13 protein-coding genes are annotated in these 22451 nt (G+C 59.9%); 7 read left to right on the plus strand and 6 right to left on the minus strand.

Annotated features, from left to right (window positions below; translation table 11 throughout):
• Window positions 1-114 precede the first annotated feature (114 nt).
• Window positions 115-1893: an acyl-CoA dehydrogenase C-terminal domain-containing protein gene (locus F8N96_RS04065; protein WP_150796683.1), complete on the minus strand. Its 1779-nt coding sequence runs from the start codon at window positions 1891-1893 to the stop codon at window positions 115-117.
• Window positions 1894-2250: 357 nt separating this feature from the next.
• Between F8N96_RS04065 and F8N96_RS04070 the strand changes: the two genes are divergently transcribed.
• The 7 genes from F8N96_RS04070 to F8N96_RS04100 all read left to right on the plus strand — a co-directional run bounded on the left by F8N96_RS04070 (window position 2251) and on the right by F8N96_RS04100 (window position 15038).
• The gene (locus tag F8N96_RS04070; protein ID WP_150796684.1) at window positions 2251-3906 is read left to right on the plus strand and encodes a 3-(methylthio)propionyl-CoA ligase; all 1656 of its coding nucleotides are present in this window, start codon (window positions 2251-2253) and stop codon (window positions 3904-3906) included.
• Window positions 3907-4066: 160 nt separating this feature from the next.
• Window positions 4067-6736 carry a helix-turn-helix transcriptional regulator gene (locus F8N96_RS04075; RefSeq protein ID WP_150796685.1) on the plus strand — a complete coding sequence of 890 codons (2670 nt, stop codon included), beginning with the start codon at window positions 4067-4069 and terminating at the stop codon, window positions 6734-6736.
• 226 nt (window positions 6737-6962) lie between these two features.
• Entirely contained in the window at window positions 6963-8126 is a 1164-nt protein-coding gene (locus F8N96_RS04080) for a thiolase C-terminal domain-containing protein (protein WP_150796686.1), read from the plus strand.
• Window positions 8127-8190: 64 nt separating this feature from the next.
• A complete protein-coding gene (locus tag F8N96_RS04085) occupies window positions 8191-10020 on the plus strand; it encodes a DUF1302 domain-containing protein (protein ID WP_150796687.1) in 1830 nt (609 codons plus the stop codon).
• Window positions 10021-10052: 32 nt separating this feature from the next.
• Window positions 10053-11414 (plus strand): DUF1329 domain-containing protein, encoded by a 1362-nt coding sequence (locus F8N96_RS04090; protein WP_150796688.1) that lies wholly within the window; start codon window positions 10053-10055, stop codon window positions 11412-11414.
• A 75-nt stretch (window positions 11415-11489) separates the two neighbouring features.
• Complete coding sequence (locus tag F8N96_RS04095; protein WP_150796689.1) at window positions 11490-12566, plus strand: WD40/YVTN/BNR-like repeat-containing protein; 1077 nt, start codon at window positions 11490-11492, stop codon at window positions 12564-12566.
• Between the two features lie 36 nt (window positions 12567-12602).
• A complete protein-coding gene (locus F8N96_RS04100) occupies window positions 12603-15038 on the plus strand; it encodes an efflux RND transporter permease subunit (protein WP_150796690.1) in 2436 nt (811 codons plus the stop codon).
• A gap of 94 nt (window positions 15039-15132) precedes the next feature.
• On the opposite strand, the gene F8N96_RS04105 is transcribed toward F8N96_RS04100, so the two are convergent.
• The 5 genes from F8N96_RS04105 to F8N96_RS04125 form a co-directional block, all read right to left on the minus strand.
• Window positions 15133-16401 (minus strand): anaerobic sulfatase maturase, encoded by a 1269-nt coding sequence (locus tag F8N96_RS04105; protein WP_150796691.1) that lies wholly within the window; start codon window positions 16399-16401, stop codon window positions 15133-15135.
• Window positions 16402-16502: 101 nt separating this feature from the next.
• Window positions 16503-17336, minus strand: coding sequence for an SDR family NAD(P)-dependent oxidoreductase (locus tag F8N96_RS04110; protein WP_150796692.1), 834 nt, complete (start codon window positions 17334-17336; stop codon window positions 16503-16505).
• A 45-nt stretch (window positions 17337-17381) separates the two neighbouring features.
• Window positions 17382-18788 carry an SRPBCC family protein gene (locus F8N96_RS04115; RefSeq protein ID WP_150796693.1) on the minus strand — a complete coding sequence of 469 codons (1407 nt, stop codon included), beginning with the start codon at window positions 18786-18788 and terminating at the stop codon, window positions 17382-17384.
• An 84-nt stretch (window positions 18789-18872) separates the two neighbouring features.
• Window positions 18873-21236, minus strand: a complete 2364-nt coding sequence (locus F8N96_RS04120; RefSeq protein WP_150796694.1) for an arylsulfatase — start codon at window positions 21234-21236, stop codon at window positions 18873-18875.
• Window positions 21237-21396: 160 nt separating this feature from the next.
• Window positions 21397-21873 (minus strand): 2,4'-dihydroxyacetophenone dioxygenase family protein, encoded by a 477-nt coding sequence (locus F8N96_RS04125; RefSeq protein WP_150796695.1) that lies wholly within the window; start codon window positions 21871-21873, stop codon window positions 21397-21399.
• Window positions 21874-22451: the final 578 nt, after the last annotated feature.

Consider the following 22451-nt stretch of genomic DNA (forward strand, 5'->3'; position numbering starts at 1 on the left):
CCTCCGGTTAGTCGGTGACTCTGAATTGCTGATACTTTGTTGGCGTGGACTATGGCGGTGTTGCTCAAAAGGGCGTGTCTTCAATTTGATGACACGCCTTATTTTTTAAGCCACTTAGAATTGCCCGGCCTTCAGCAGATACAGGCTTTCGCTGCCGGTCTTTACCGACGCGCTCAACGAATAAATACGCGGCAGCAGGCGGGCGAAATAGAACCGCGCCGTGCCCAACTTGCTGGCGTAGAAATCGTCCTGCGTTTCTTTGCCCAAAGCTGCCTTGGCCATCAGGGCCCACATGTAGGCGTAGGCCACGTAACCGAAGGTTTGCAGGTACTCGACCGAGGCGGCGCCGATTTCGTTCGGGTTGTTTTTCGCCCGGTCCAGCAGCCATGCGGTCAACTCGTCGAGGGTGGTCACCGCGTCGTTCAGCGGCTGGGTGAACTCGGCGAGGTCTGGGCTGGCGGTCGCGGTGAAATGGCGGATTTCGTCGGCGAACAGGGTGTAGAACGCCCCGCCCGTGCCGACGATCTTGCGGCCGACCAGGTCCAGCGCCTGAATGCCGTTGGTGCCTTCGTAGATCTGGGTGATGCGCACGTCGCGAATCAGTTGTTCCTGACCCCACTCACGGATGTAGCCGTGGCCGCCGAACACCTGCTGGCCGTGCACCGTGGTTTCCAGGCCGAGGTCGGTGAGGAACGCCTTGGCCACCGGGGTCAGCAAGGCCACCAGGTCTTCCGCGCGCTTTCGGGTGGTGGGGTCTTCGCTGAACTTGGCGGTGTCCAGTTGCATCGCCACGTAGGTCGAGAAGGCTCGGCCGCCTTCGTTGGAGGCTTTCATGGTCAGCAGCATGCGCCGCACGTCCGGGTGGACGATGATCGGGTCGGCGACCTTGTCCTGATTCTGCGCGCCGTTCGGCGACCGGCTTTGCAGACGGTCGCGGGCGTACTCCACGGCGTTCTGGTAGGAGCGTTCGCCGCTGGCCAGGCCCTGGATGCCGACGCCCAGGCGCTCGTAATTCATCATGGTGAACATCGCCGCCAAACCCTTGTTCGGCTCGCCGACCAGGTAACCCACGGCCTCGTCGAAGTTCATCACGCAGGTCGCGGACGCCTGGATGCCCATTTTGTGTTCGATCGAACCGCAGTTGGCCGGGTTACGCGTGCCGAGGCTGCCATCGGCATTGACCATGAACTTGGGCACCAGGAACAGCGAAATGCCTTTCGGCCCGGCCGGTGCATCCGGCAGCTTGGCCAGCACCAGGTGGATGATGTTCTCGGTCAGGTCGTGTTCGCCGCCGGTAATGAAGATCTTGGTGCCGCTGACCTTGTAGGAACCGTCGGCCTGAGGCTCGGCCTTGGTGCGGATGATCCCCAGGTCGGTCCCGGCGTGCGGCTCGGTCAGGCACATCGAACCGGCCCAGACCCCGGCGTACATGTTCGGCAGGTAGGCGGCTTTCAGCTCGTCACTGGCGTGGGCGTTGATCGACAGGCAAGCGCCGGCGGTCAGCATCGGGTACAGGCCGAACGACAGGCTGGCGGAGTTGACCATTTCCTCGACCTGGGCCGAGACCGCCTTGGGCATGCCCATGCCGCCGTAGGCCGGATCGCCACCGACACCGACCCAGCCGCCTTCGGCGTAAGTCTGATAGGCCTGGGGGAAACCGGCCGGCGTGCTGACGGCACCGTCCGCCCAATGGCAACCTTCTTCGTCAGCCGCACGGCTCAGCGGCGCGATGCTTTTGCTGGTGACCTTGCCGGCTTCTTCAAGAATGGCTTCGACGGTTTCGGCATCGACGGTCTCGGCCAGCGCCGGCAGTATGGCCCAGAGCCTGGCGATCTCGAATACTTCATTGAGGACGAAGCGCATATCGCGCAGGGGGGCTTGGTATTCGGCCATGTGCATACCTCGTTGTTATACAAATGGCACAGCATTCGGCGTTCGTCCGGTGCTACCTCTCAAGGGAAATACCTTTTGTGATTTTTCCACAAGCAGACCATGACCGCCGACCATATCTGCGCCGTAGGGTGGTGATTGAGTGCTGGCCCCATAGTGGACGACCTTGCAATAAATACCCCCCTCTTGGAGAGGGGGCTGATTCCAGCCATGACCGATTGCGTCTCCCCCCTCGTCACTGGGGGTAAATGCAAACCTGCAAGTGCCTATGCTTGCCCGGTCCACAAACGGTGCGGTTTCGGCGGACACTTCACGCCGTCCGGCTGCGCTCAAACAATAATATGAAAGGAGCACGAAGCCATGCTGGGCTTGATGCAAGATCAACCACTGCTGATTTCATCGGTTCTTGAGCATGCGCTCAGGTCGCATCCACAGAGCGAAATTGCCTCACGCACGGTCGAAGGGCCGATGCACCACTGTTCCTATGCGGATATTGGCCGGCGTGCCAAGCAATTGGCCAATGCCCTGACGACGCTTGGCGTACAACCAGGCGAGCGGATCGGTACCCTGGCCTGGAACGGATACCGGCACATGGAGATGTATTTCGGCGTGTCGGGCATGGGCGCCGTTCTGCATACCATCAACCCGCGCCTGTTCCCCGAACAGGTCGAATTCATCGCCAACCACGCCGCAGACCAGTATTTGTTTTTCGACCTGTCGTTCGCCTCGCTGGTCGAGCAGATTGCGCCACGAATGAAGACTGTCAAGGCGTTCATCGCCATGACCGATCGCACAGGGATGCCGGCTATCGACGTGCCAAACCTGCTGTGCTACGAGGACCTGATCGAAAGCCAGAGTAGTGAGTTCTGCTGGCCAATCCTTGATGAAAAGACCGCCTCGGCACTGTGCTACACCTCAGGCACCACGGGTAATCCAAAGGGCGTGCTGTATTCGCATCGGTCCTCAATTTTGCACTCGCTGGCACTGTGTACACAGGACGGCTTTGGTCTCTCGATAGCGGACTCGGCACTGTTGGTCGTGCCGATGTTCCACGTCAACGCTTGGGGCATGCCTTATGCCGGGGCCATGAGCGGCGCCAAGATGGTTCTGCCAGGGCCAGCTCTGGATGGCGAGAGTATCTATGAAATGATGCGTACCGAGCAGGTGACTCTGGCACTGGGCGTGCCAACGGTGTGGATGATGTTACAGCAGCACGTCGAGGCCCGTGGTTTGGACCCCGCGACCGACCTCTGCCTGAACCGCGTCGTAATCGGCGGGTCGGCGGTACCAAGAACCCAGATCGAGACCTTCGAACTCCGTTTCGGCGCGCGGGTGATGCAAGCCTGGGGTATGACTGAGATGTCGCCGCTCGGTACCGTCTGCAACCTGCTACCCAAACATCGCGTTGCGAAGCTCGACGAGTTGTTGGATCTACAGGTGAAGCAGGGTCGGGCGATGTTCGGTGTCTCCATGAAGATCGTCAATGAAGAGGGCGTCGAGTTACCCCGTGACGGCAAGGCCTCCGGTCATCTGCTGGTCAAGGGACCCTGGATCGCCAGCGAGTATTTCCGGGGCGAGGGCGGGCCAATCCTCGATGACGCCGGTTGGCTCGATACCGGTGATATTGCCACTATCGATCCGGATGGCTACATGCAGATCACCGATCGTGCCAAGGATGTCATCAAGTCCGGCGGCGAGTGGATCTCCTCGATTGACCTGGAAAATGCCGCCGTTGGTCATCCGGCAGTGGCGGAGGCGGCTGTTATAGGTATCCCTCACGCCAAGTGGCAGGAGCGACCGCTACTGGTCGTGGTGCTGAAACCCGGCAAGGCCGCCAGCAAGGAAGAGCTGCTGGGCTTCCTTGAAACACGGGTGGCAAAATGGTGGTTGCCCGAAGATGTAGCTTACGTAACCGAGCTGCCGCACACGGCAACCGGAAAACTGCAAAAAATGAAATTGCGCGAGCAGTTCCGGGACTATCGTTTAGCAGAGGAGCGTTCAGCAGGAGCGACGTAGTCGTCGTGCTTGCGACCGACTACATTGGATAAAGCGGAAAATGCTTATGCTTCTTTGCATGACCTGTGCAAGAACACTATGAGTAGGCATTGATGCCAGTAGCCATCGCTTCCCCGTCTCTGTCGCGCAGTGGATTGGGCTGCAGAGAGGAATTGCCATTATGGATCGCATAGAGCCCGAGCTAGTCCTCAAGACCACCCCGCCTCGAAGCCCGAAAACAGCCCAGGTGCGTGAGCGACTGAGCATTGGCAGCCCAGAGCTTTCGGAGAAGGTGGCGATCGCGGTCCATGCCCCGGCCGGATTCGGCAAGACGTTCCTGCTGACCCAGTGGCGCAAGGAGTTCCTCTCGCGGGGGGCGGTGGTGGCCTGGTTGATGCTGGATAGCCATGACGATGGCACCCGTTTTGTCCAGGGGTTGGCGGCGGCCATGGCCATCGGCAGCGGCCGGCAGTCTTTCGCTGGCTCTCTTGAGCGCATGCCCGGCCGTGGCCGTGATGAGCTGGAAGGACTGACGGAATGGTTGGCCGAAGTGGCCGATCTTGGCAGCGAAACCGTGTTGATGCTCGACGAAGCGGATGCACTGCCCGAGGTAACCATTCGTCATTCTCTGGCCTACCTGCTGCACAATGCCCCGGCCAATTTACGCATCGTCATGGCGTCGCGCAAACGCCTTGGCCTGCAGGTGGCTGATCTTCTTGCACGAGGTTTGTACGTCGCGATATCGGCCGATGTGCTGCGTTTTCGTACTGAGGAAACTGTGACGATACTCAGCAAACGTTTTGGTGCACGCATCGACTCCGACCATTGCGTACGCTTGCATGAAGTCACGGAAGGCTGGCCGCTTGGCTTGCAGTTGGCAATTGCTGCGATCGAAAAGAGTCCCAACCTGATCGCTGCCGTCGAGCAACTGTCGGCCTGCTCGGGCGACATTCAGCGTTATTTCGTTGATAGTCTGGTTGCCCGTCTGTCTGGCGAACAGGTCGACTTTCTGACTTGCATTGCCATGTTGGAGATGGTTCATCCTTCACTCTGCGTTGCGCTCACTGGCAATGAGCTAGCGGGTGAAATGTTGTACTGGCTTTGCGGCTCAACGCCAATATTCGTCGAAAGTGTCGACAGCGAGTGGGTGCGTATTCATCCCCTGGCCAGGCAGTTCCTCCTCGGACGTTTTTCCGATTTGTCCTTGGTACAGCGCCAGGCCTTTCATGAGCGTGCCGCGAGTTGGCTGGAGGAACACGCGTTGTTCGAAGAAGCGGCGCGGCAATACCTGTTGGCGGGGCGTACCAGCCAGGCTTACGAGATGATCGAACAATGCCTGTACGAGATCATGCTGCGTGGCCAGTTCAGCCGTGTGCTGGAGTGGATCGAGCAGATTCCACCGCAGGAAGTGGAGTCCCGCCCGCGCATGTGTCTGGCGGCTGCATGGTCGCTGGCGATGAGCGAACGGCATATCGAGGCAGCCAGGCTTATTGCCCGTATCCAGCAGGACCCGACCGCCGATGAGGAAACGCACTGCGAAGCTGCAGCGATAGCGGCCGCTGCGGCCTATTTTGCCGACCGACCTGACGACACGCTGGCCATCATCGGTCCTTGGCTGGACGCACCGCCAGCCGGTTCGATCAAGCTGCAAGCCATTGTCGCCAACCAGGCTGCCCGGTTGACGCTGCTTCAGGGACAGCCGGAGAAAGCCCGGCGCATCTTGCAGCGGGCGCCCTATTACGCATGGACCCCCGGCCTCGATGGGATTCGCGGGTTCGGCGAGTGGGTCGCGGGCATGAGCTACTTATGCGAGGGGCGTATCTTGCAGGCGGTAACAACGCTGCGAAACAGCCTGCTGCGTGCCGAGCAGGACATGGGTCGGCGCAGCCCGATGGCAGTGGGCCTGGCGACTGGCCTGGCCACTGCGCTGCTTGAACACGGCGAAATTGGAGAAGCCGCGACAGTATTGGCTAACCGGCTGGATGTACTCGAGCGACTGGCTTCACCGGATGCAATCGTGATGGGTTTTCTGACCGCGGCCCGCCTGGCCGTATTACAGGGCCAGGCGCACCGTGGCGATGACCTGCTGGACGCCTTGTTCGCCCTCGGCGAAGACCGTGGCATTGTCCGTTTCTGCCTGGTGGCGCTGGGTGAGCAGATTCGAATGCACGCTCTGCAAGGCCGGGTCGATACCTGTCAGGCACTGTGGCGACGTTTGGACGAGTCAGTCCCCGACATTGCCCGTGAACAACGCGGTTTGCTCGGGCCGGAGCTTGGTTTGGTGGTCGGACTGGCCAGTGCCTACGTCGCTCTCGTGCAGCGCGACTGGCAGGCCTTGCTCGATGCACTGGCCACCGTTAACAAGACTGCCGAGCGCCTGCGGCGTGGTCGTGAGATCGTTCAGATCAAACTGCTCAAGGCACTGGCACTCAGAGAGTCAGGAGGGGACGGACTTTCCTGCTTGTTGGAGGCCATCAGTCTGGCCGAGGAATATGGCCTGCAGCGCATTGTTCAAGACACCCATCCCGAACTGGTCAAGTGGTCGCAAAAGATCACAAGCGAAACGACCAGGCCGGCCGTGGAGGTCCCGCTTCACGCCGCTCCGATAGTGCGCCCGCAGGCCCCACCAAGCTCTGTTTCACCCAGCCGCCTGCTCACACCCAAGGAGCGAGAAGTCTTGCAGCTGCTCGCACGCAACCTGTCGAACAAGCAGATTGCCCAGGCGTTGAATGTTGGTGAAGAAACCGTGAAGTGGCACTTGAAAAACCTCTTCGGAAAATTCCAGGCAGGCACTCGCAAGCATGTCGTGGATCGCGCCTACATGTTGGGTATTCTCGAGTTGACTGGCTAACGCCAGGCCTTTGGCCTTTCTGCCAACCCCCCCCTCTAACAGCCCCCCTGTCTCAATCCACGCTCCCCCCCTGACGATGGGGGTGGCTAGCGGTCATTGACGCAATAGTCTGAGCTCCAGGTTGAGGTTTCGCTCCTGAGTCGGGTTAGCCCGGTGGGTGTAGCGATGCGTCCAGACATTGAACAAAAAGACTTGCCGGCGCGTGCCGGCTATGAGGAGCAGGCTTATGAGTCAAAGAGTGCTGATTGCGGGGGTGGGCATGGCCCCGTTCGTCCCGTTGAGCGCTCGCGATAGCGCCGCTTCTCTCGCCGGCCGGGCGATCCGCTCGGCGCTTGAGGATGCGCGCATCGACTTCGATCTGGTCGACCAGGTGTTCTCTTCTTGCGTGTACAGCGAGGCTGGCAGCGCAGAGCAAGTACTGGCGCAAATGGGCCTGACCGGTATTCCGATCTTCTCCATTAGCGATGGCTGTGTATCGGCCACCAGTGCATTCCAACTGGCCTGCAATAGCGTGCAGTCCGGTGAGGTCGAATGCGCACTCGCGCTGGGTTTTGAGCGCATGCCTGCAGGTATCTCCAATCGAGCCTTCTTCGGCCTGGACGAAAGCCCGGCGCAGGAGTGGGACCGTCTCGGTTACAGAAACAATCCACTGGCCTTTCTTGAGCGCCGCCAGCATCCGGCCGCGTTGTTCGCCGCCCAGACAAGCTGGTTGTTGACCCGAATGGGTGTAGCCGAAAGTAGCTTCGAGCGGGTGATGAGTCAGGCCAGGGTTCAGGCACGCTGCAATCCCTTTGCCGTAATGAATCGTTCGTCAGACAGCGATGGATGGCTCGCGCCCTATCTCTGCCCACCGGCATGCGGGGCGGCGGCGGTCCTGCTGTGTACCCCGGCGTTCATCGCGCGTTATGGCGCCCGTGGTGGAGTCGCGGTTCTGGCCAGTGTACGTGGCAGTGACACCGCCTCCGAACTGGAGTCCGGCCATGTGCTTGATGTGCTGGGGCGCGCCGCGACTCGCCGCGTTGCCCAGCAAGCCTACGAGCACTCCGGACTGGGTGCCGACGAAATCGAAGTGGTCGAGTTGCACGATCAGAGTGTCGGCGACTTCATGGTGAACAGCGCCGCTTTGGGTTTGTGCGAGGAAGACCAGATCGACACATTCGTGCGCGAACGTCGCAACGCCCGAGGTGCACAGGTTGCCGTCTGCCCCTCGGGCGGTCTGTTGGGGCGTGGACATGCGCCCGGTGCAACAGGGCTGGCACAGATTGCCGAGCTGGTCTGGCAACTGCGTGGTACGGCCCCGGCCGGCCAAGTCATGGGTGCCCGGACGGCACTGGCACACAGTGCGGCGCTAGGCCGCTCGGTATCGGTAACCATTCTGCAGCGCACCTGAAGACAGAGCCCTGTCAATGCAATGCATGACTTTTCGTGAACCCTAGAGAAGGTGAGCCCGTTCGATGATCAACAACAATAAAATCTGCCATGCAAACCTCCGTCGAGGGCTTCTGGCTTCAGCGATCCTGGCCGGGTTGGGCATCGCACCCGTGCAAGCCCTGGAAATCGCTACCGGGAATGAAGACCTGTCGGTGCGTTTCGACAACACCTTCAAGTTCAATTATGCCCAGCGGGTCGAAAGCCCTAACAGCAAGTTGGCCAATTCGTGGAACAACAACGACGGAGACCGTAACTTCTCCTCGGGCAGTGCGGTGTCTCAGCGCCTGGATGTGCTCTCGGAGCTGGACGTGGTTTACAAGGAAAAGGCCGGCTTTCGCGTCAGCGCCAACACGTGGTACGACCACGCCTACGACGATGTCGGCAGCGACAATGCAGCAACCAACCAGCTCAACCACGGGGTACCGGACTCGCGCCACGTGAGCGGCTACGTCGATCGCTACTACAACGGCCCATCGGCCGAGATTCTCGATGCCTTTGTCTTCGGCAGCACCGAAGTCGGCGAAGAGTCGATGCTCAGCGCCAAGCTCGGCAAGCACACCCAGTATTGGGGCGAAAGCATCCTGGCCTTTGCCCACGGCAACAGTTACGGCCAGTCCGGCCTGGACATTACCAAGGCGCTGACGGTACCGGGCACCGAAGCCAAGGAGTTGTTCATTCCGCGCAATCAGCTGTCTACCAGCTTCACGTTTAACCCGGAACTCACGCTCGCTGCACAGTACTTTCTCGACTGGGATGCCTCGCGCCTGCCGGAGTCGGGCACGTATCTGGGCTTCAACGACGGCATCCAGAGCGGCGGGCATAACCTGTCGCTGATTGGCGGAGTCAACCCGTTTTTTGGTGCGCCCGGGCCGATCGGTGCCAACCAGTTTTTGCGCCTGAGCAATGGCCATACCTTCACTCCGGACAAGCACGGCGACTTCGGCTTGATGGCCAAGTGGAGCCCGGAATGGCTGGACGGCACCCTCGGTCTCTACTACCGCAACACCTCCGATATTTTGCCGAACCTGGCGCTGCAGCCGACGGCCGTCGGCCCTGCGCAACTGATCTCCGGCAACATCGGCAGCTACAACCAGTTCTATGTGGATGACATCGATATCTACGGGATCAGCCTGTCCAAGAGCATCGCCGGGGTCAGCGTCGGGTTCGACCTGAACTACCGCGAGAACATGCCGCTGGCCAGCGTGGCGGGGACCGTCAGCCCGGTCGCTGCAGCCGCTGGGTTACCCGGTTTCATCGGCAGCTTCAACGGCGACAACGGGGTGGCTCGCGGCAACACCGTGCACGCGGTGCTCAATGGCCTGACCACTTTCGCCGATACGCCGGTCTGGGACAGCGCCTCGCTGCTGGTCGAACTTGGTTACAGCCGCTGGCTGGACGTGACTGACAACAAACAGCTGTTCAAGGGCGAGGACTGGTACCACGGCACCGACAAGGTCACCAAGGACAACTACATCGTTGGCGTCAACTTCAACCCGACCTGGTACCAGGTGTTCCCTGGCATCGATATGTACATGCCGATGACCTACAACGTCGGCCTCAATGGCAACTCCGCCGTCCAGTTGGGCGGTAACGAGGACGCCGGCAGCTACTCGGTCGGCATCGGCATGGATGTGCGCAGCCAGTACCGCTTCGACCTGAAGTACGTGGACAACTTCGGTCCGTTCGATACCTGTGACTCCGCCGGCAGCGCTGGCAATCCGGGAGACGGCGCAGCACCGGGCGCCAACGGGCAGTACAACTGCGCCGTTGGTCAAACCACCGCCTTCGGCGGAACCCCATCGCAGCTCAAGGATCGCGGCATGGTCACTTTCACCTTCAAAACGACTATCTGATCGAACCGTTGCTTAGCAACAGGAGATATTCCATGAAATTCGTCAAATCAGTACTGGCCACCACCCTGGCGCTGGCCATCGCCGGCGGCGCCCATGCCGCCGTATCCCCGGACCAGGCCGCCAGGCTCGGTACCACGCTGACCGGTGTCGGTGCCGAAAAGGCCGGCAACGCCGACGGCAGTATTCCAGCCTACAGCGGAGGCCTGACCAGTGCGCCAGCCAGCTTTCAGAAGGGCAGCTCCTTCCGTCCCGACCCATTCGAGGCTGAAAAGCCGAAGATGGTCATCAATGGCAAGAATGCCGCTGAATTCACCGGCAAGTTGACGGCAACGACCCAGGAATTGCTCAAGCGTTACCCGTCCTTTCGCGTTGATGTTTTCCCAACCCATCGTACTGTGGGTTTGCCGCAACGACTGCTGGACAACACTGCCAAAAACGCCGTGGGGACCAAAGCGCTCGAGGGCGGCGTAGCCCTGGAGAACGCACTGCCGGGCGTGCCTTTCCCGATTCCCAACGATGGCAATGAAGCCATGTGGAATCACTTGTTGCGCTACCAGGGTTTTGCCCTCAACTCCAAGTACGATTCGTGGAACGTCGACGGTTCCGGTCACGCCACCCTGGCCACCACCGGCAACGCCTATCTCGAATACCCGCTCTACGATCCGGCCCGTACGGAGCCTGCGAAAGAGAGTGATCTGTTCTTCAAGACCAAGCTCTATTACCAGGGCCCGGCCCGTCGCGCCGGTGAGGCGATTTTGCTCAACGACGCGGTCAACCCGCTGAAGCAACCGCGCCGCGGCTGGCAATACTTGCCAGGGCAACGGCGCGTGAAACTGGCACCGGATATTGCCTATGACACGCCAAACCCGGGTTCGGCCGGAGCCTCGACCTATGACGATGCGTGGGTGTTCAACGGTGCACTGGACCGCTACGACTTCAAGCTGGTTGGCAAGAAGGAAATGGTCGTTCCTTACAACACCTACAAGTTGAACTATCACAAGGAAGCCGCCGACATCACCACGCCGAACCACGTCAACCCGGATCTGGTGCGTTGGGAGCTGCACCGTGTGTGGGTGGTCGAAGCGACCTTGAAACCGGGCAAGCGCCACATCTACAGCAAACGCACCTTCTACCTCGACGAAGACAGCTGGATTGCCCTGGCCTCCGATGAATATGACGCCAGCGGAAAACTCTACCGCGGCTCCTTCGCGCATATGGCTTACAGCTATGACGTGCAGGCACCGAACTCGGATAACCACATGATCTACGACTTCGTCTCGGGTGGTTACAACATCACAGGCATCTATGGTCCATACGGTGGCATCAAGTACATCGAAGCGCTCTCCAAGGCCCAATGGGCACCGGAGTCGCTGGCCGGCGCGGGTATCCGTTAACCGAACGCCATAGCGGCACTTTCCATCGGGAAGCGGTAGAGCTTCCCGATGGCTTTTTTTCTCCGGGAAACAGCTATGAATATCTCCAATTGGATAAAGCTCATTGCACTGGGTTCGGTGCTGGTACTGCCCTGTGCCGGAGCTGTCGTAGCGGCGGATTTTACCGATACGCTCGACAAACCGGCGATCCAGACGGAAAAAGCCCTGCAAGGCAATTTCACGGGGCTGACGGCTGCCGGCGAACGCCTGGTTGCGGTAGGCCAACGGGGCCATATTTTTTACTCTGACGATGTCGGTATGCGCTGGCAGCAGGCACAAGTACCGGTCAGCTCCGACCTGGTTGCCGTGCATTTTCCAACGCCGCTCCAAGGCTGGGCCGTCGGCCACGACGGGGTAGTGTTGCATAGCCGGGACGCTGGCCAAACCTGGAGCCGCCAGTTTGATGGACGTCAAGTCGGCCCGGTCATGCTCGCGTATTACCAGCAGCTGGCCGCCGCGCAGCCCGAGGACAGCGAATTGCCAATGCGGGTCGCCGAGGCCCGACGCATGATCGAGGAGGGCGCCGATAAACCGTTCCTCGATGTGTGGTTCGAGAGCGACCGCGTCGGTTACATCGTCGGTGCCTTCAACCTGATCTTCCGCACCGACGACGGGGGGCAAACCTGGACTCCCTGGCTCGATCGTACGGATAACCCGAGTGCGCTGAACCTCTATGCATTGCGTCCGGTCGGCAATGAGTTATTCATCGTCGGTGAACAAGGACTGATGCTCAAGCTCGACCCGGCAGCGGGGCGTTTCAAGGCTATTGCCACACCGTACAACGGCACTTTCTTCGGTATCACCGGCAAGCCCGGTGCCGTGCTGGTCTTCGGCCTGCGTGGTAATGCGTATCGCAGCGTCGATGGCGGTACTAGTTGGAGCAGAGTCGAGCTCGGCCTGCCTTTGAGCATCACCGCCAGTTCCGTCACAGCCGACGGGCGAATGGTTCTGCTCAGCCAGTCCGGCCATGTGCTGCTCAGCGATGACGACGGCGCCAGTTTCAAACTGCAGCCACAAAACGGCCTGGCGCCGGTGGCCGCGGCCACTGTATCGAGTTCCGGTTCGCTGGTGCTCGTAGGCGCGCGCGGCCTGCGTCAGCTGCCCCTCGAATAAGCCCACTTGCGTATAACAAAAGAGACAAGAACAGATATGGGTACCTACGAACTCGATACGATGCCGGTGGTCAAGGAGCTCAAGGGCTTTGATGCGCGCTCCGGCAACCTGCTCGAACGCCTGATCTTCAATAACCGCCTGCTGGTCGTGCTGACCTGCCTGGTCGTGACCGTCCTGCTGGGATATTTTGCGGCCACCCGGCTGACGCTGACGGCGAGCTTCGAAAAGATGCTGCCGCAGAGCCAGCCATTCATCAAAAACTACCTGGACAATCGCCAGTCCCTGCGCGGGTTGGGTAATGCCGTGCGGGTGGTGGTGGAGAGCAGCGAAGGCGACATCTACGACCCGCAGTACCTTGAGGTGCTCAAGCAGGTCAACGACACCTTGTTTATTACCCCTGGCGTGGACCGGGCCTGGATGAAGTCGCTGTGGACTCCGGCGGTGCGCTGGACCGAAGTGACCGAGGAGGGTTTCCAGGGCGGGCCGGTGATGCCGGACGCCTATGACGGCTCGGCCAAGGGTGTCGAACAACTGCGGCAAAACATTACCCGCTCGGGCATCGTCGGCAGCCTGGTGGGTAACAACTTCAAGTCGAGCATGATCTTCGTGCCGTTGCTGGAGAAGGACCCGGTCTCTGGCGAAGCCATCGACTACCATGCCTTCTCGCGCATGCTCGAAGAGCAGCTGCGCAATAAGTTTGAGTTCAAGGGAGATAGCGCCGCACACAGTGCCGGCGAAGAGGGCAAAGGGCCAATCAAGATCCGCGTAATCGGTTTCGCCAAGCTGGTCGGTGACCTGATCGACGGCCTGGTGCAGGTGATGATGTTCTTCGGCGCGGCAGCGCTGATTGCCACCGCCATCATCTTCTTCTTCACTCGCTGCGTGCGCAGCACGACATTGGTAATCCTCTGTTCGGTGATCGCCGTGGCCTGGCAGCTGGGCCTGGTCACGTTGCTGGGCTATGCACTCGATCCGTTCTCGATCCTGGTGCCGTTTCTGGTCTTTGCCATTGGCGTGTCCCATGGCGCACAGAAGATGAACGGCATCATGCAGGACGTCGGGCGTGGCACCCATCAACTGGTGGCTGCGCGCTACACCTTCCGCCGTTTGTTTTTGGCCGGGCTGACGGCACTGCTGGCCGATGCGGTTGGTTTCGCCGTGCTGATGCTGATCGACATCCCGGTGATCCAGGACCTCGCGGTTACCGCCAGCATTGGCGTCGCGGTGTTGATCTTCACCAACCTGGTGTTGTTGCCGGTGCTGCTGTCCTATTGCGGCGTCAGCCGCAAGGCGGCCGCACGCACGCTGCGCCAGGAAAACAAGGAACTGCAAGGCAAGGGCCTGGGCAATCTCTGGAGTTTCCTCGATCGCTTCACCGAACGCCGCTGGGCAACCGGGGCGGTGGTGGTGGCGGGCCTGCTGGCAGCGGGCGGTTTTATGGTCAGCACCCAGTTGAAGATTGGTGACCTCGACCCTGGCGCGCCCGAGCTGCGTTCGGACTCACGCTATAACCGCGACAATGCCTACATCACCGCCAATTACTCGCTCTCCAGCGATCAGTTCGCCGTGATGATCAAAACCGCCAGCGAAGGCTGTCTGAAATACGAAACCCTGGTCGAGGCCGATCGTCTCGGTTGGTTGTTGCAGCAGCAACCGGGCGTGCAAACCACAGTGTCGCTGGTTAATGCGGTGCGGCAAATCACGGCGGGCTCTTACGAGGGCAACCCGAAGATGCTGACCATCGCGCGCAATCAAGACGTCTTGAACTACGGCGCGCAACAGGCCTCGGTCAATAACCCTGAGCTGTTCAACAACGATTGCTCGATGATGCCAGTGGTGGCCTATCTGGCCGATCACAAGGCCGAAACCCTCGACCATGTAGTCAAGGTCGCCGAGGCCTTCGCTCGTGAGCACAGCAACGATGAGCGTCAATTCATGCTGGCTGCCGGCAGCGCGGGGATTGAGGCGGCGACCAACATCGTCGTGCGCGAAGCCAATCGCACTATGTTGTTCTACGTCTATGGTGCAGTGATCGTGCTCTGTTTCATCACCTTCCGCAGCTGGCGCGCCGTGGTGGTGGCCGTGGTGCCGTTGATGCTGACGTCCATACTCTGCGAGGCTTTGATGGTCTGGCTGGGCATGGGCGTGAAGGTCGCGACCCTGCCAGTGATCGCCTTGGGCGTGGGCATCGGTGTCGACTACGCGCTGTACCTGCTCAGTGTGCAGCTGGCTCAACAGCGTGCCGGTCTGTCCTTGACCGAGGCCTACAAGAACTCGGTCGCTTTTACCGGCAAAGTCGTGGCCCTGGTGGGCATTACCCTGGCGGCGGGCGTCATCACCTGGGCCTGGTCGCCGATCAAGTTCCAGGCCGATATGGGCATCCTGCTGACCTTCATGTTCATCTGGAACATGATCGGTGCACTGGTACTGATACCGGCGCTGTCGCACTTCCTGCTCAGAAAAGCCAACTGATCCAACGCAAAAAAAAGCCCGGCATGCATTGCGCTGCCGGGCTTTTTTTTGCGACTGTTGTTTCGTCCTGAATAAGGTTTACACCTGCGGCGTTTTAGCGATCAAGCGGGACGATGAGCGGGCCGTTGAAGGCCTGCATGATCAGCGATGCCGGCTGGCCGTGGCTGATCAACTGGGCCATGGCATTCATGTATGGGGTCAAATGGCGGAAGTATTTCTTGTAGCTTGGGCACAGGTAGTTCAACCCGGGCTCGCCATTGGGCGCGGTCACGAATCGGTTCTTCGGGCACTCGCCATGGCAGGCGAAACGATAGTCGCATTGCAGGCACATGGCCGGGAGTGTTGCTTCCTTGGCCGCACCGAACGCTTGCTGGGCCGGGGAGGCGAGCAGGGTGGCGGGATCGTCAGTCTGGACATTGCCCAGGCGATATTCCGGATACATGAAGTGATCGCATGAATACACGCTGCCGTCATGTTCGACGATCGCGGCTTTGCCGCAGCGCGGGCTGAACAGGCACACCGACGGCGCCAACTGACACCAGGAGGCCAGCGCCCACTCGAAGTTCATCACATGGATCTCACCCACGTCCTGGCGGACCCACTCGTTGAAAATGGTGATGAGGAAATCGCCATAGCTGTCGGGCTCGACACTTTGCGAGGTCACAACAGACACTTCGGGCACGGCATGCAAACGCAGTTCCGGTGGTGTAGCGAAGCTCAGGCCCTGTTTGATTTCAGGAGCGCCGGGCTGGCGTTCCACCACCGGGTTGAACTGAATGTGCTGGACCCCCTCGGCCTTGAGAAAGTGATAAATCTCTAAGGGATACTTCGCCACGTCGCGGGCTACGGTAACCAGTACATTGAATTCCACGCCATGCTGTTTGAGCAAGCCGAGGCCGCGCATGACATCGTCAAAACTGGAGCGGCCGCGTTTGTCTGGCCGATAGAGGTCATGGACCTGACGCGGGCCGTCGAGGCTGAGGCCGACCATGAAGTGTTCGCGGGCGAGGAAGGCGCACCAGTCGTGATCGAGCAGGGTGCCATTGGTCTGCAGGGTATTGCGAATGATCTTGCCATTGGCGAACTGACGCTGGTAAGCGACTGCCCGCTGGAAAAACTCAAGCCCCAACAGCGTCGGCTCACCACCTTGCCAGGTAAATTCCACTTCGGGGCTGGTCTGCGCCTCGATGTAACGCTGCACGTAAGCGCGCAGCACCTCATCGGGCATGCTGAAGCGTTCGCGGGGTGGGAATAGCTGTTCTTTTTCCAGATAGAAGCAATAAGTGCAATCGAGGTTGCAGATCGGCCCGACCGGCTTGGCCATGAGGTGCAAGCCTTGAATTGGGGCGTCGATAGTCAACATAAAGGGGTCCTCGGGCGGTACCGACCGGTTTCGGTCAGGCTCACAGTCTAGAGGACGCTCGATAATGCGGTGCCCCCCGTGGTCGGGGGGGCAGCCAAGGGTCACAAATAGCCGATTTTGCGCGCATCGTTTAGAACGATCCGGCGCATCAGTCCAAGGGAAATACGCTTGATGTTGAAAATCAGTTTGGCGAATGGCCCGATCAGCAACAGGTCCTGACCTTTTTGTACGGCGCGCACCATACCCTCCGCTACCAGTTCGGGGGCGCAGCCCTTGGCCAGGTAGTAGGCTTGCAGGCGATCGAGCTGGGCATCGCTGACCGATGGCGAGATGTTGCTTCGCGACTGGGTGATGGGCGTGTTGATGATGCCGGGGCAAACAGTCGTGACGCCGACCTGAGTCCCGGCCAGCTCCATCTTCAGTACTTCGTTGAAGCCGAACACCGCATGTTTCGACGCTGCATAGGCCGCCATGGTCGGTGACGGATAAATACCGGCCGCCGACGCCACGTTGAGTACATGACGTGCACCACCGGCCTGGATCATCGGCGGGATGAAGTGATAGCAACCGTGCACCACGCCCATCAGGTTGATATCCATGACGCGTTGCCAGTGGGTCAGATCGCTCTTGAGGAACTGGCCGAGATAGCCGATGCCAGCGTTATTGATCAGCACATCAAGGGTGCCCAGTGTGAAATGCACATGTTCGGCAAACGCCTGCATCGCACTCTCGTTCGAAACATCCAGAACCTGGGTCATGCAGGATGCGCCGAGGGCCGAAATCTCCTGCTCGACGATTTTCAGCGCCTGAGGATTGATATCAGTGGCGATGATGTAAGCGCCACGCCGTGCAAACGCCAGCACCGTTGCCCGACCAATGCCTGAGCCGGCACCGGTGATGAGGACTTTCTTGTTTTTCAGTTCGGGTATGGCCATGTGAACCTCCAGCGTAATTGGGTGGAATGAGTCGGGGCGCGGGCCTCAGCAGCGTTCGATATAAGGTTTCAGGCGCTTGACCAGCATGGTGCCGAGCATCCGTTGGAGCAGGGCGCGCAACAGATGCCCGGTGCCGGGCAACTTCGGTCGAAAGCGAATGCGCCAAATCAGTTCAGTCGCCTGGCCCAGTTCGCGTAACAGAATTTCGCCCTGGTGGCAGACGAAGGGCGAGCCTTGGGTCACTCGGTAACGCAAGTGGTGCGGTGGCTGCCAGCCGATCACTTGCTCGACCACGTTCCCGCCGGGGCCGTTCATCAAGCGTTCGCTACCGTAGCCATTGCGCTCGTCTATGCCGGCACGTCGCACGGTAATCGGCTTGAAGCCGCTCCACTGGGCCATGCCCTCGTGGTCGCTGATGTGAGCCCAGACTTTTTTCACCGAGGCTTCGATGCGCACGCATTGTTCAATACAGTGAGTATCAGGCGCTGGTCGGCGATCCAGCGGCAGCGGCTCGAAACCCCAGTCACGATCAGCCTTGCCGGGTTTGAGCCAAAGCACCTCATAGGAAAAGCCTTGGGAATCGTTGAGGTAAACCACTCCGGCATTGAGTATCGGAATATGTACGGGACGACAGTTCGGCTGTGCGCCGGCGGCGCAGGCGCGGCGGTAAACCGTCATCAGATCCTGTTTGTTGTGTGCTCCAAAGGCGATGTTGAGGATGCCCTGGTCGCTGAGTCGATAGCCTTCGGGCCAGGACTTACCTAACGGGTCCAGGTACTGCACGACTTCCAGCAGCACGTCGCCGGCGAGAAACAGAAGGCTTTTCCGGTTCGCCCCGGTCAAGCCCCAGAGCGCCTCGTGTTGAGGGCTGTGCAGGGAAGTTTCGGTTTCGGCCAGGCCCATGCCATTGCTCAGGAAGTCGCAGGTTGATTGCAGGTCAGGCACCGACATGGTCACCGAACGGATTGCAGCGGGGCAGTCACGCCCCGGCTTGACCTGGCCGACCAACGGGTCTGCTTCCATGATTTCGACATAAACGCCATCGGGGTTGCGAACGCAGGCCCGGCGCTGGCCTGGCTGGCCCTGCACAATGGACAGCGGTTGCGAGCCGAGTCGGGCGAGGCGGATCAGCGTCTCATCGAAATCGCCCACCCACAAACCAATGCGGGTGTAGCCGATATCGCAGGGACGGAAGTCGGTTGGCATCGGGCGCGCCATTGGCTGCTCGAACTGGAACAATTCAAGTTGCGCCCAAGGGTTGCTGCCCACTAGCCACCAGCAGGTCGAGGCAGCCTTGGGCAAACCTTGTACCCGTGAGGGCAGGGGGCCACGCATCATCCATCGGCTACCTCCGGCCGGCAGCAGGCCAAGGCCTTCGCGGAACCAGCGCTCGGTCAAGCGCAGGTCGACGACGGACAGGGCAATCTGATTGAGTGGAGGTACGAAACGCATGTCGGTATCCGTCGCTCAGGAGGTTTGGGTTACGAAACTGTCTTGTAAAAGCCGTCCCGGGAAGTCTGGGACGGCTGTGGTCGGTCAGGGCATGTAGGCGACGTGCACATCGTTGATCTTGCCGTTAAAGGCAAACGGTGCGCGGTCAAAGTAGTCGAGGGTAACCGGCGAGCCAAGGTCCTCGGCCACATCGAAAGTCTCGCTCGCGGTAAAGAGTATCGGTGGGGTGAAAGGCGTGACGCCCTTGGCCACTTCCTGTCCATTGAGGCGCAGGCTGAGATTGGCCGGCGAGCCAGGCTTGGACGCGGTCATGGTGGTGAGCACCTCTATACTGATTTTTCCGGCCGGCACTCTCTGCTCCGAACGCAACTTGACCCGGGCGACGGCCAGCGCGTTGTATTCATAACCCAGGTAGCCATCATCGAGATACAGGCTCACACCGCCACCAATTCCGCCCAGGGCGTACAGTACGCCGCTGGCGTTGGCAGGTACGACAGCCTCTACCACAACCTTGTTGTTCTGGTTGCGCAGGTTGGGTGCAGTCAACTCCGGCATGCGCTTGGTGCGGTCGCTGAAATGCCATTCATGCTGGCTAGTGGCGATGCGCGCTGTCGGATCGAGGAACGGATAGAGGCCCGCACCAATCGGGTAGACATGGTTGGCCTTGGCCTGGACATCGAACTCGGCCTTCAACTCGGCGAGTTTCTCCGGGTGGCTGGCGGCCACATCAGTGGCTTGCGAGTAATCGTGGCTAAGATCGTAAAGCGCCCACTGGTCGTTCGCAGGATTCCAACCCATGAACTGGGCAAAGCCTTGAACCCAGGGTTTGCGTGGCCCGAATACCGATGCCATCCAGCCGTCCTTGTAGATGCCACGACTGCCGAGCACTTCGAAATACTGCGCCGGCTTCTTCGACTTCAGCTCGGCATCGTTGAAGGTATAACGCATGCTGATGCCGTCTAGCGGGTCCTGGATGATGCCATTGACTTCTTTTGGCGCGGTGATGCCCAGCACGTCGTAGACCGTCGGGGCGATGTCGTTGACATGATGGAACTGGCTGCGAACCTTGGTATCGACCTTGATTTGCTTGGGCCAGGACACTGCCAGCGGGGTGCGGGTACCACCGAAGTAGCCGGCCACCAGTTTGGTCCCGGGGAACGGCCCCGAGCCGGCCCAGGCCCAGGCGGCGTTGTACATACCTTCCAGCTTCGCTCCGCCCAACGCCGATAGGCCACCGTACAGGTCATTGAGGGTTTTCAACTGCTGTTCCTTGGGCACCGGAATGCCATTCTGTGCCAGCAGTTCGCTGATCGTGCCCTCCATGCCTTCGGCTGACGCGCCGTTGTCGCCGAATACATAGAAGATCAGGGTGTTGTCGCGTTTGCCCTCGCGTTCCAGTTCGTCGAGGATCTTTCCGGCCTGGGTATCGGCATGCTCCATGAAGCCTGCATAGACTTCCATCAAGCGTGCCTGGTATTGCTGTTGTTCCGCGGACAGGCTGTTCCATGCCGGCAGTTCCGCCGGACGCGGCGTGAGCTTGGCGTCCTGGGGAATGAAGCCCATCTCCTTCTGGCGGGCGAAGGTCTGCTCACGATAGGCATCCCAGCCGCCAGCGAACTGGCCCTTGTACTTGTCCGCCCATTCGGCATTCACCTGGTGCGGGCCATGCACCGCACCGGGGGTCCAGTAGAGGAAAAAGGGTTTGTCTGGCGCATAGGTCTGCTGATCCTGCAGCCAGTTCACCGCCTGATTCGCCAGGTCTTCGCTCAGGTGATACTTCGGATCGCGCGGTGGCTCGATTGGTGTGGTGTCGCGGTACAGTCTGGGTTCGTACTGGGACGTTTCGCCCGCCAGGAAGCCATAAAAATGTTCGAAACCATAGCTGGTCGGCCAGGTGTCGAAGGGACCGGCAGCCGTAGTGTCGAGCGGCGGGGTGTTGTGCCATTTACCGAAAGCGGCGGTGCTGTAGCCATACTGCTTGAGCACCTCGGCCATGGTTGCTGAACTCTTCGGGATTTCCCCGGTATAGCCATCCCAGTCAGTCGCCAGTTCGGCAATCACGCCGTTGCCAACCCGGTGGTGATTACGCCCGGTCAACAGCGCGGCGCGAGTCGCCGAGCTGATCGCCGTGGTATGAAAGGCGTTGTAGCGCACACCGCTGTCAGCGACCCGGCTCAGGGTCGGCGTGTGGATGGCGCCACCGACGGTGTCCGACTGCGCGAAGCCGGCATCGTCGAGCATGATCACCAGAATGTTCGGTGCGTCTGCAGGTAAATGCGATTGCTGCTGGCGCTTCTGGTGTCTGGACGCTTGCAGCGTAGGCTTGGCGTCACTGGCCGAAGGCGTAGGCGGGAAGGGCAGTGTGTCCTGTGCGGCGGCGATCGAGCTGGTCAGCAGCATGCACAGCTTCAGTGCGAAGTGCCCGGAGCGTGGCATCTTCTGGGACATAGGTGTCTCCATCCGTTGTTGTTTTTCTGAAGAGGTTTACGCTGCTGCCGGTTGGGAGGCTGGGCCTGTATCAATCCGATACCTGCCAAGGCAGCGTGAAGCCTGCGTGGATTGCAATTCATTGCGATCCCTTCGTGGGGAGGGGATCGCAAGGGCTGGGTCATATCGAGAAGCTGGTGATGTCCTTGGCTTCGATACCGTTGGCTTCACAGAAGGCTCGGTACCGCTCAACACCGGTTTTCCAGTTTTCGATGGCGCAGACGTTGTTGTTCTCGTCGAAATACACCAGGTCGCCCATGGTGATGTTCAGAGTGATGATTTCGTCACCATGCTCGGTGAGGGCAATCGGGGTGTGGCTGGTGGCAGCGGTTTCGAACACCACGCCACCGGGTGTGGCGATCCAGTCGTGCTCGAGGTACTTCCAGCTGCCTTTGATGGTGTAGACGATTACCGTGCCAGAGTGGTGATGCTTGAGCAGCTTGGTGCCGGCCGGGGCCTTGAGCAGGGTGATGGTTTCACCGCGAACCGGGTCGCACTTGAAGTATTTGATGAAGACATTATCGTCATAAGGCGTGAAAGGGACCCACGGCAGGTCGTTATCGTTTATGACGGCAGTATCGATGTTCTCGTACAACATGGTGGTGCTCCTCTGGACTGCCAATAGCGGCAAGGTGAAAACTCTGAGGGCCATCCTGAAGATGTCGAGCAGCTTTTACCCCCCCGGCGGCGAGGGGGGAGCGTCGGTGATGTGAGAAAGTCTATATCACGCTCGTTGGCGTATTAGTGGTGATAAGAATGCGTGCGCAACGGCATCGAGAGGGATCCTGAGAAGACACGCTTCGCTCCCGCTTAATCTTGTAAATCTTCCCGTCGAAAGCTAAATGAGTGCAGGGCAGGGAATGGCTGCTTTTGGCCGACTCTGTTGAAAAAGTCGGCTTCGGTTTCCACGGCAGAAACGTACGTGTCTGAGATTGAAATCCGTGTTTTGCGCAGAAGGTTCAGGGATCAGATTTGACGTAGCAGCGTGCAAAAAAAGCGTTCTCACGATCGATGCATGGGTAGTCAGGCCGGGTCGATTTTTTCAACACAATCGGCCGTGTGCGGCCAGTCGCAGCTCACCGCAAAGCCGCGTATTTTGCTGCCTTAGCAGTTATTACCAAGGGATTAGAAATCCCCCGCTCGTAAGGGCGTGCCGGTTCGATTCCGACTTTGGGC

Source organism: Pseudomonas fluorescens (assembly GCF_902497855.1).
Taxonomy (GTDB): Bacteria; Pseudomonadota; Gammaproteobacteria; order Pseudomonadales; family Pseudomonadaceae; genus Aquipseudomonas; species Aquipseudomonas fluorescens_BI.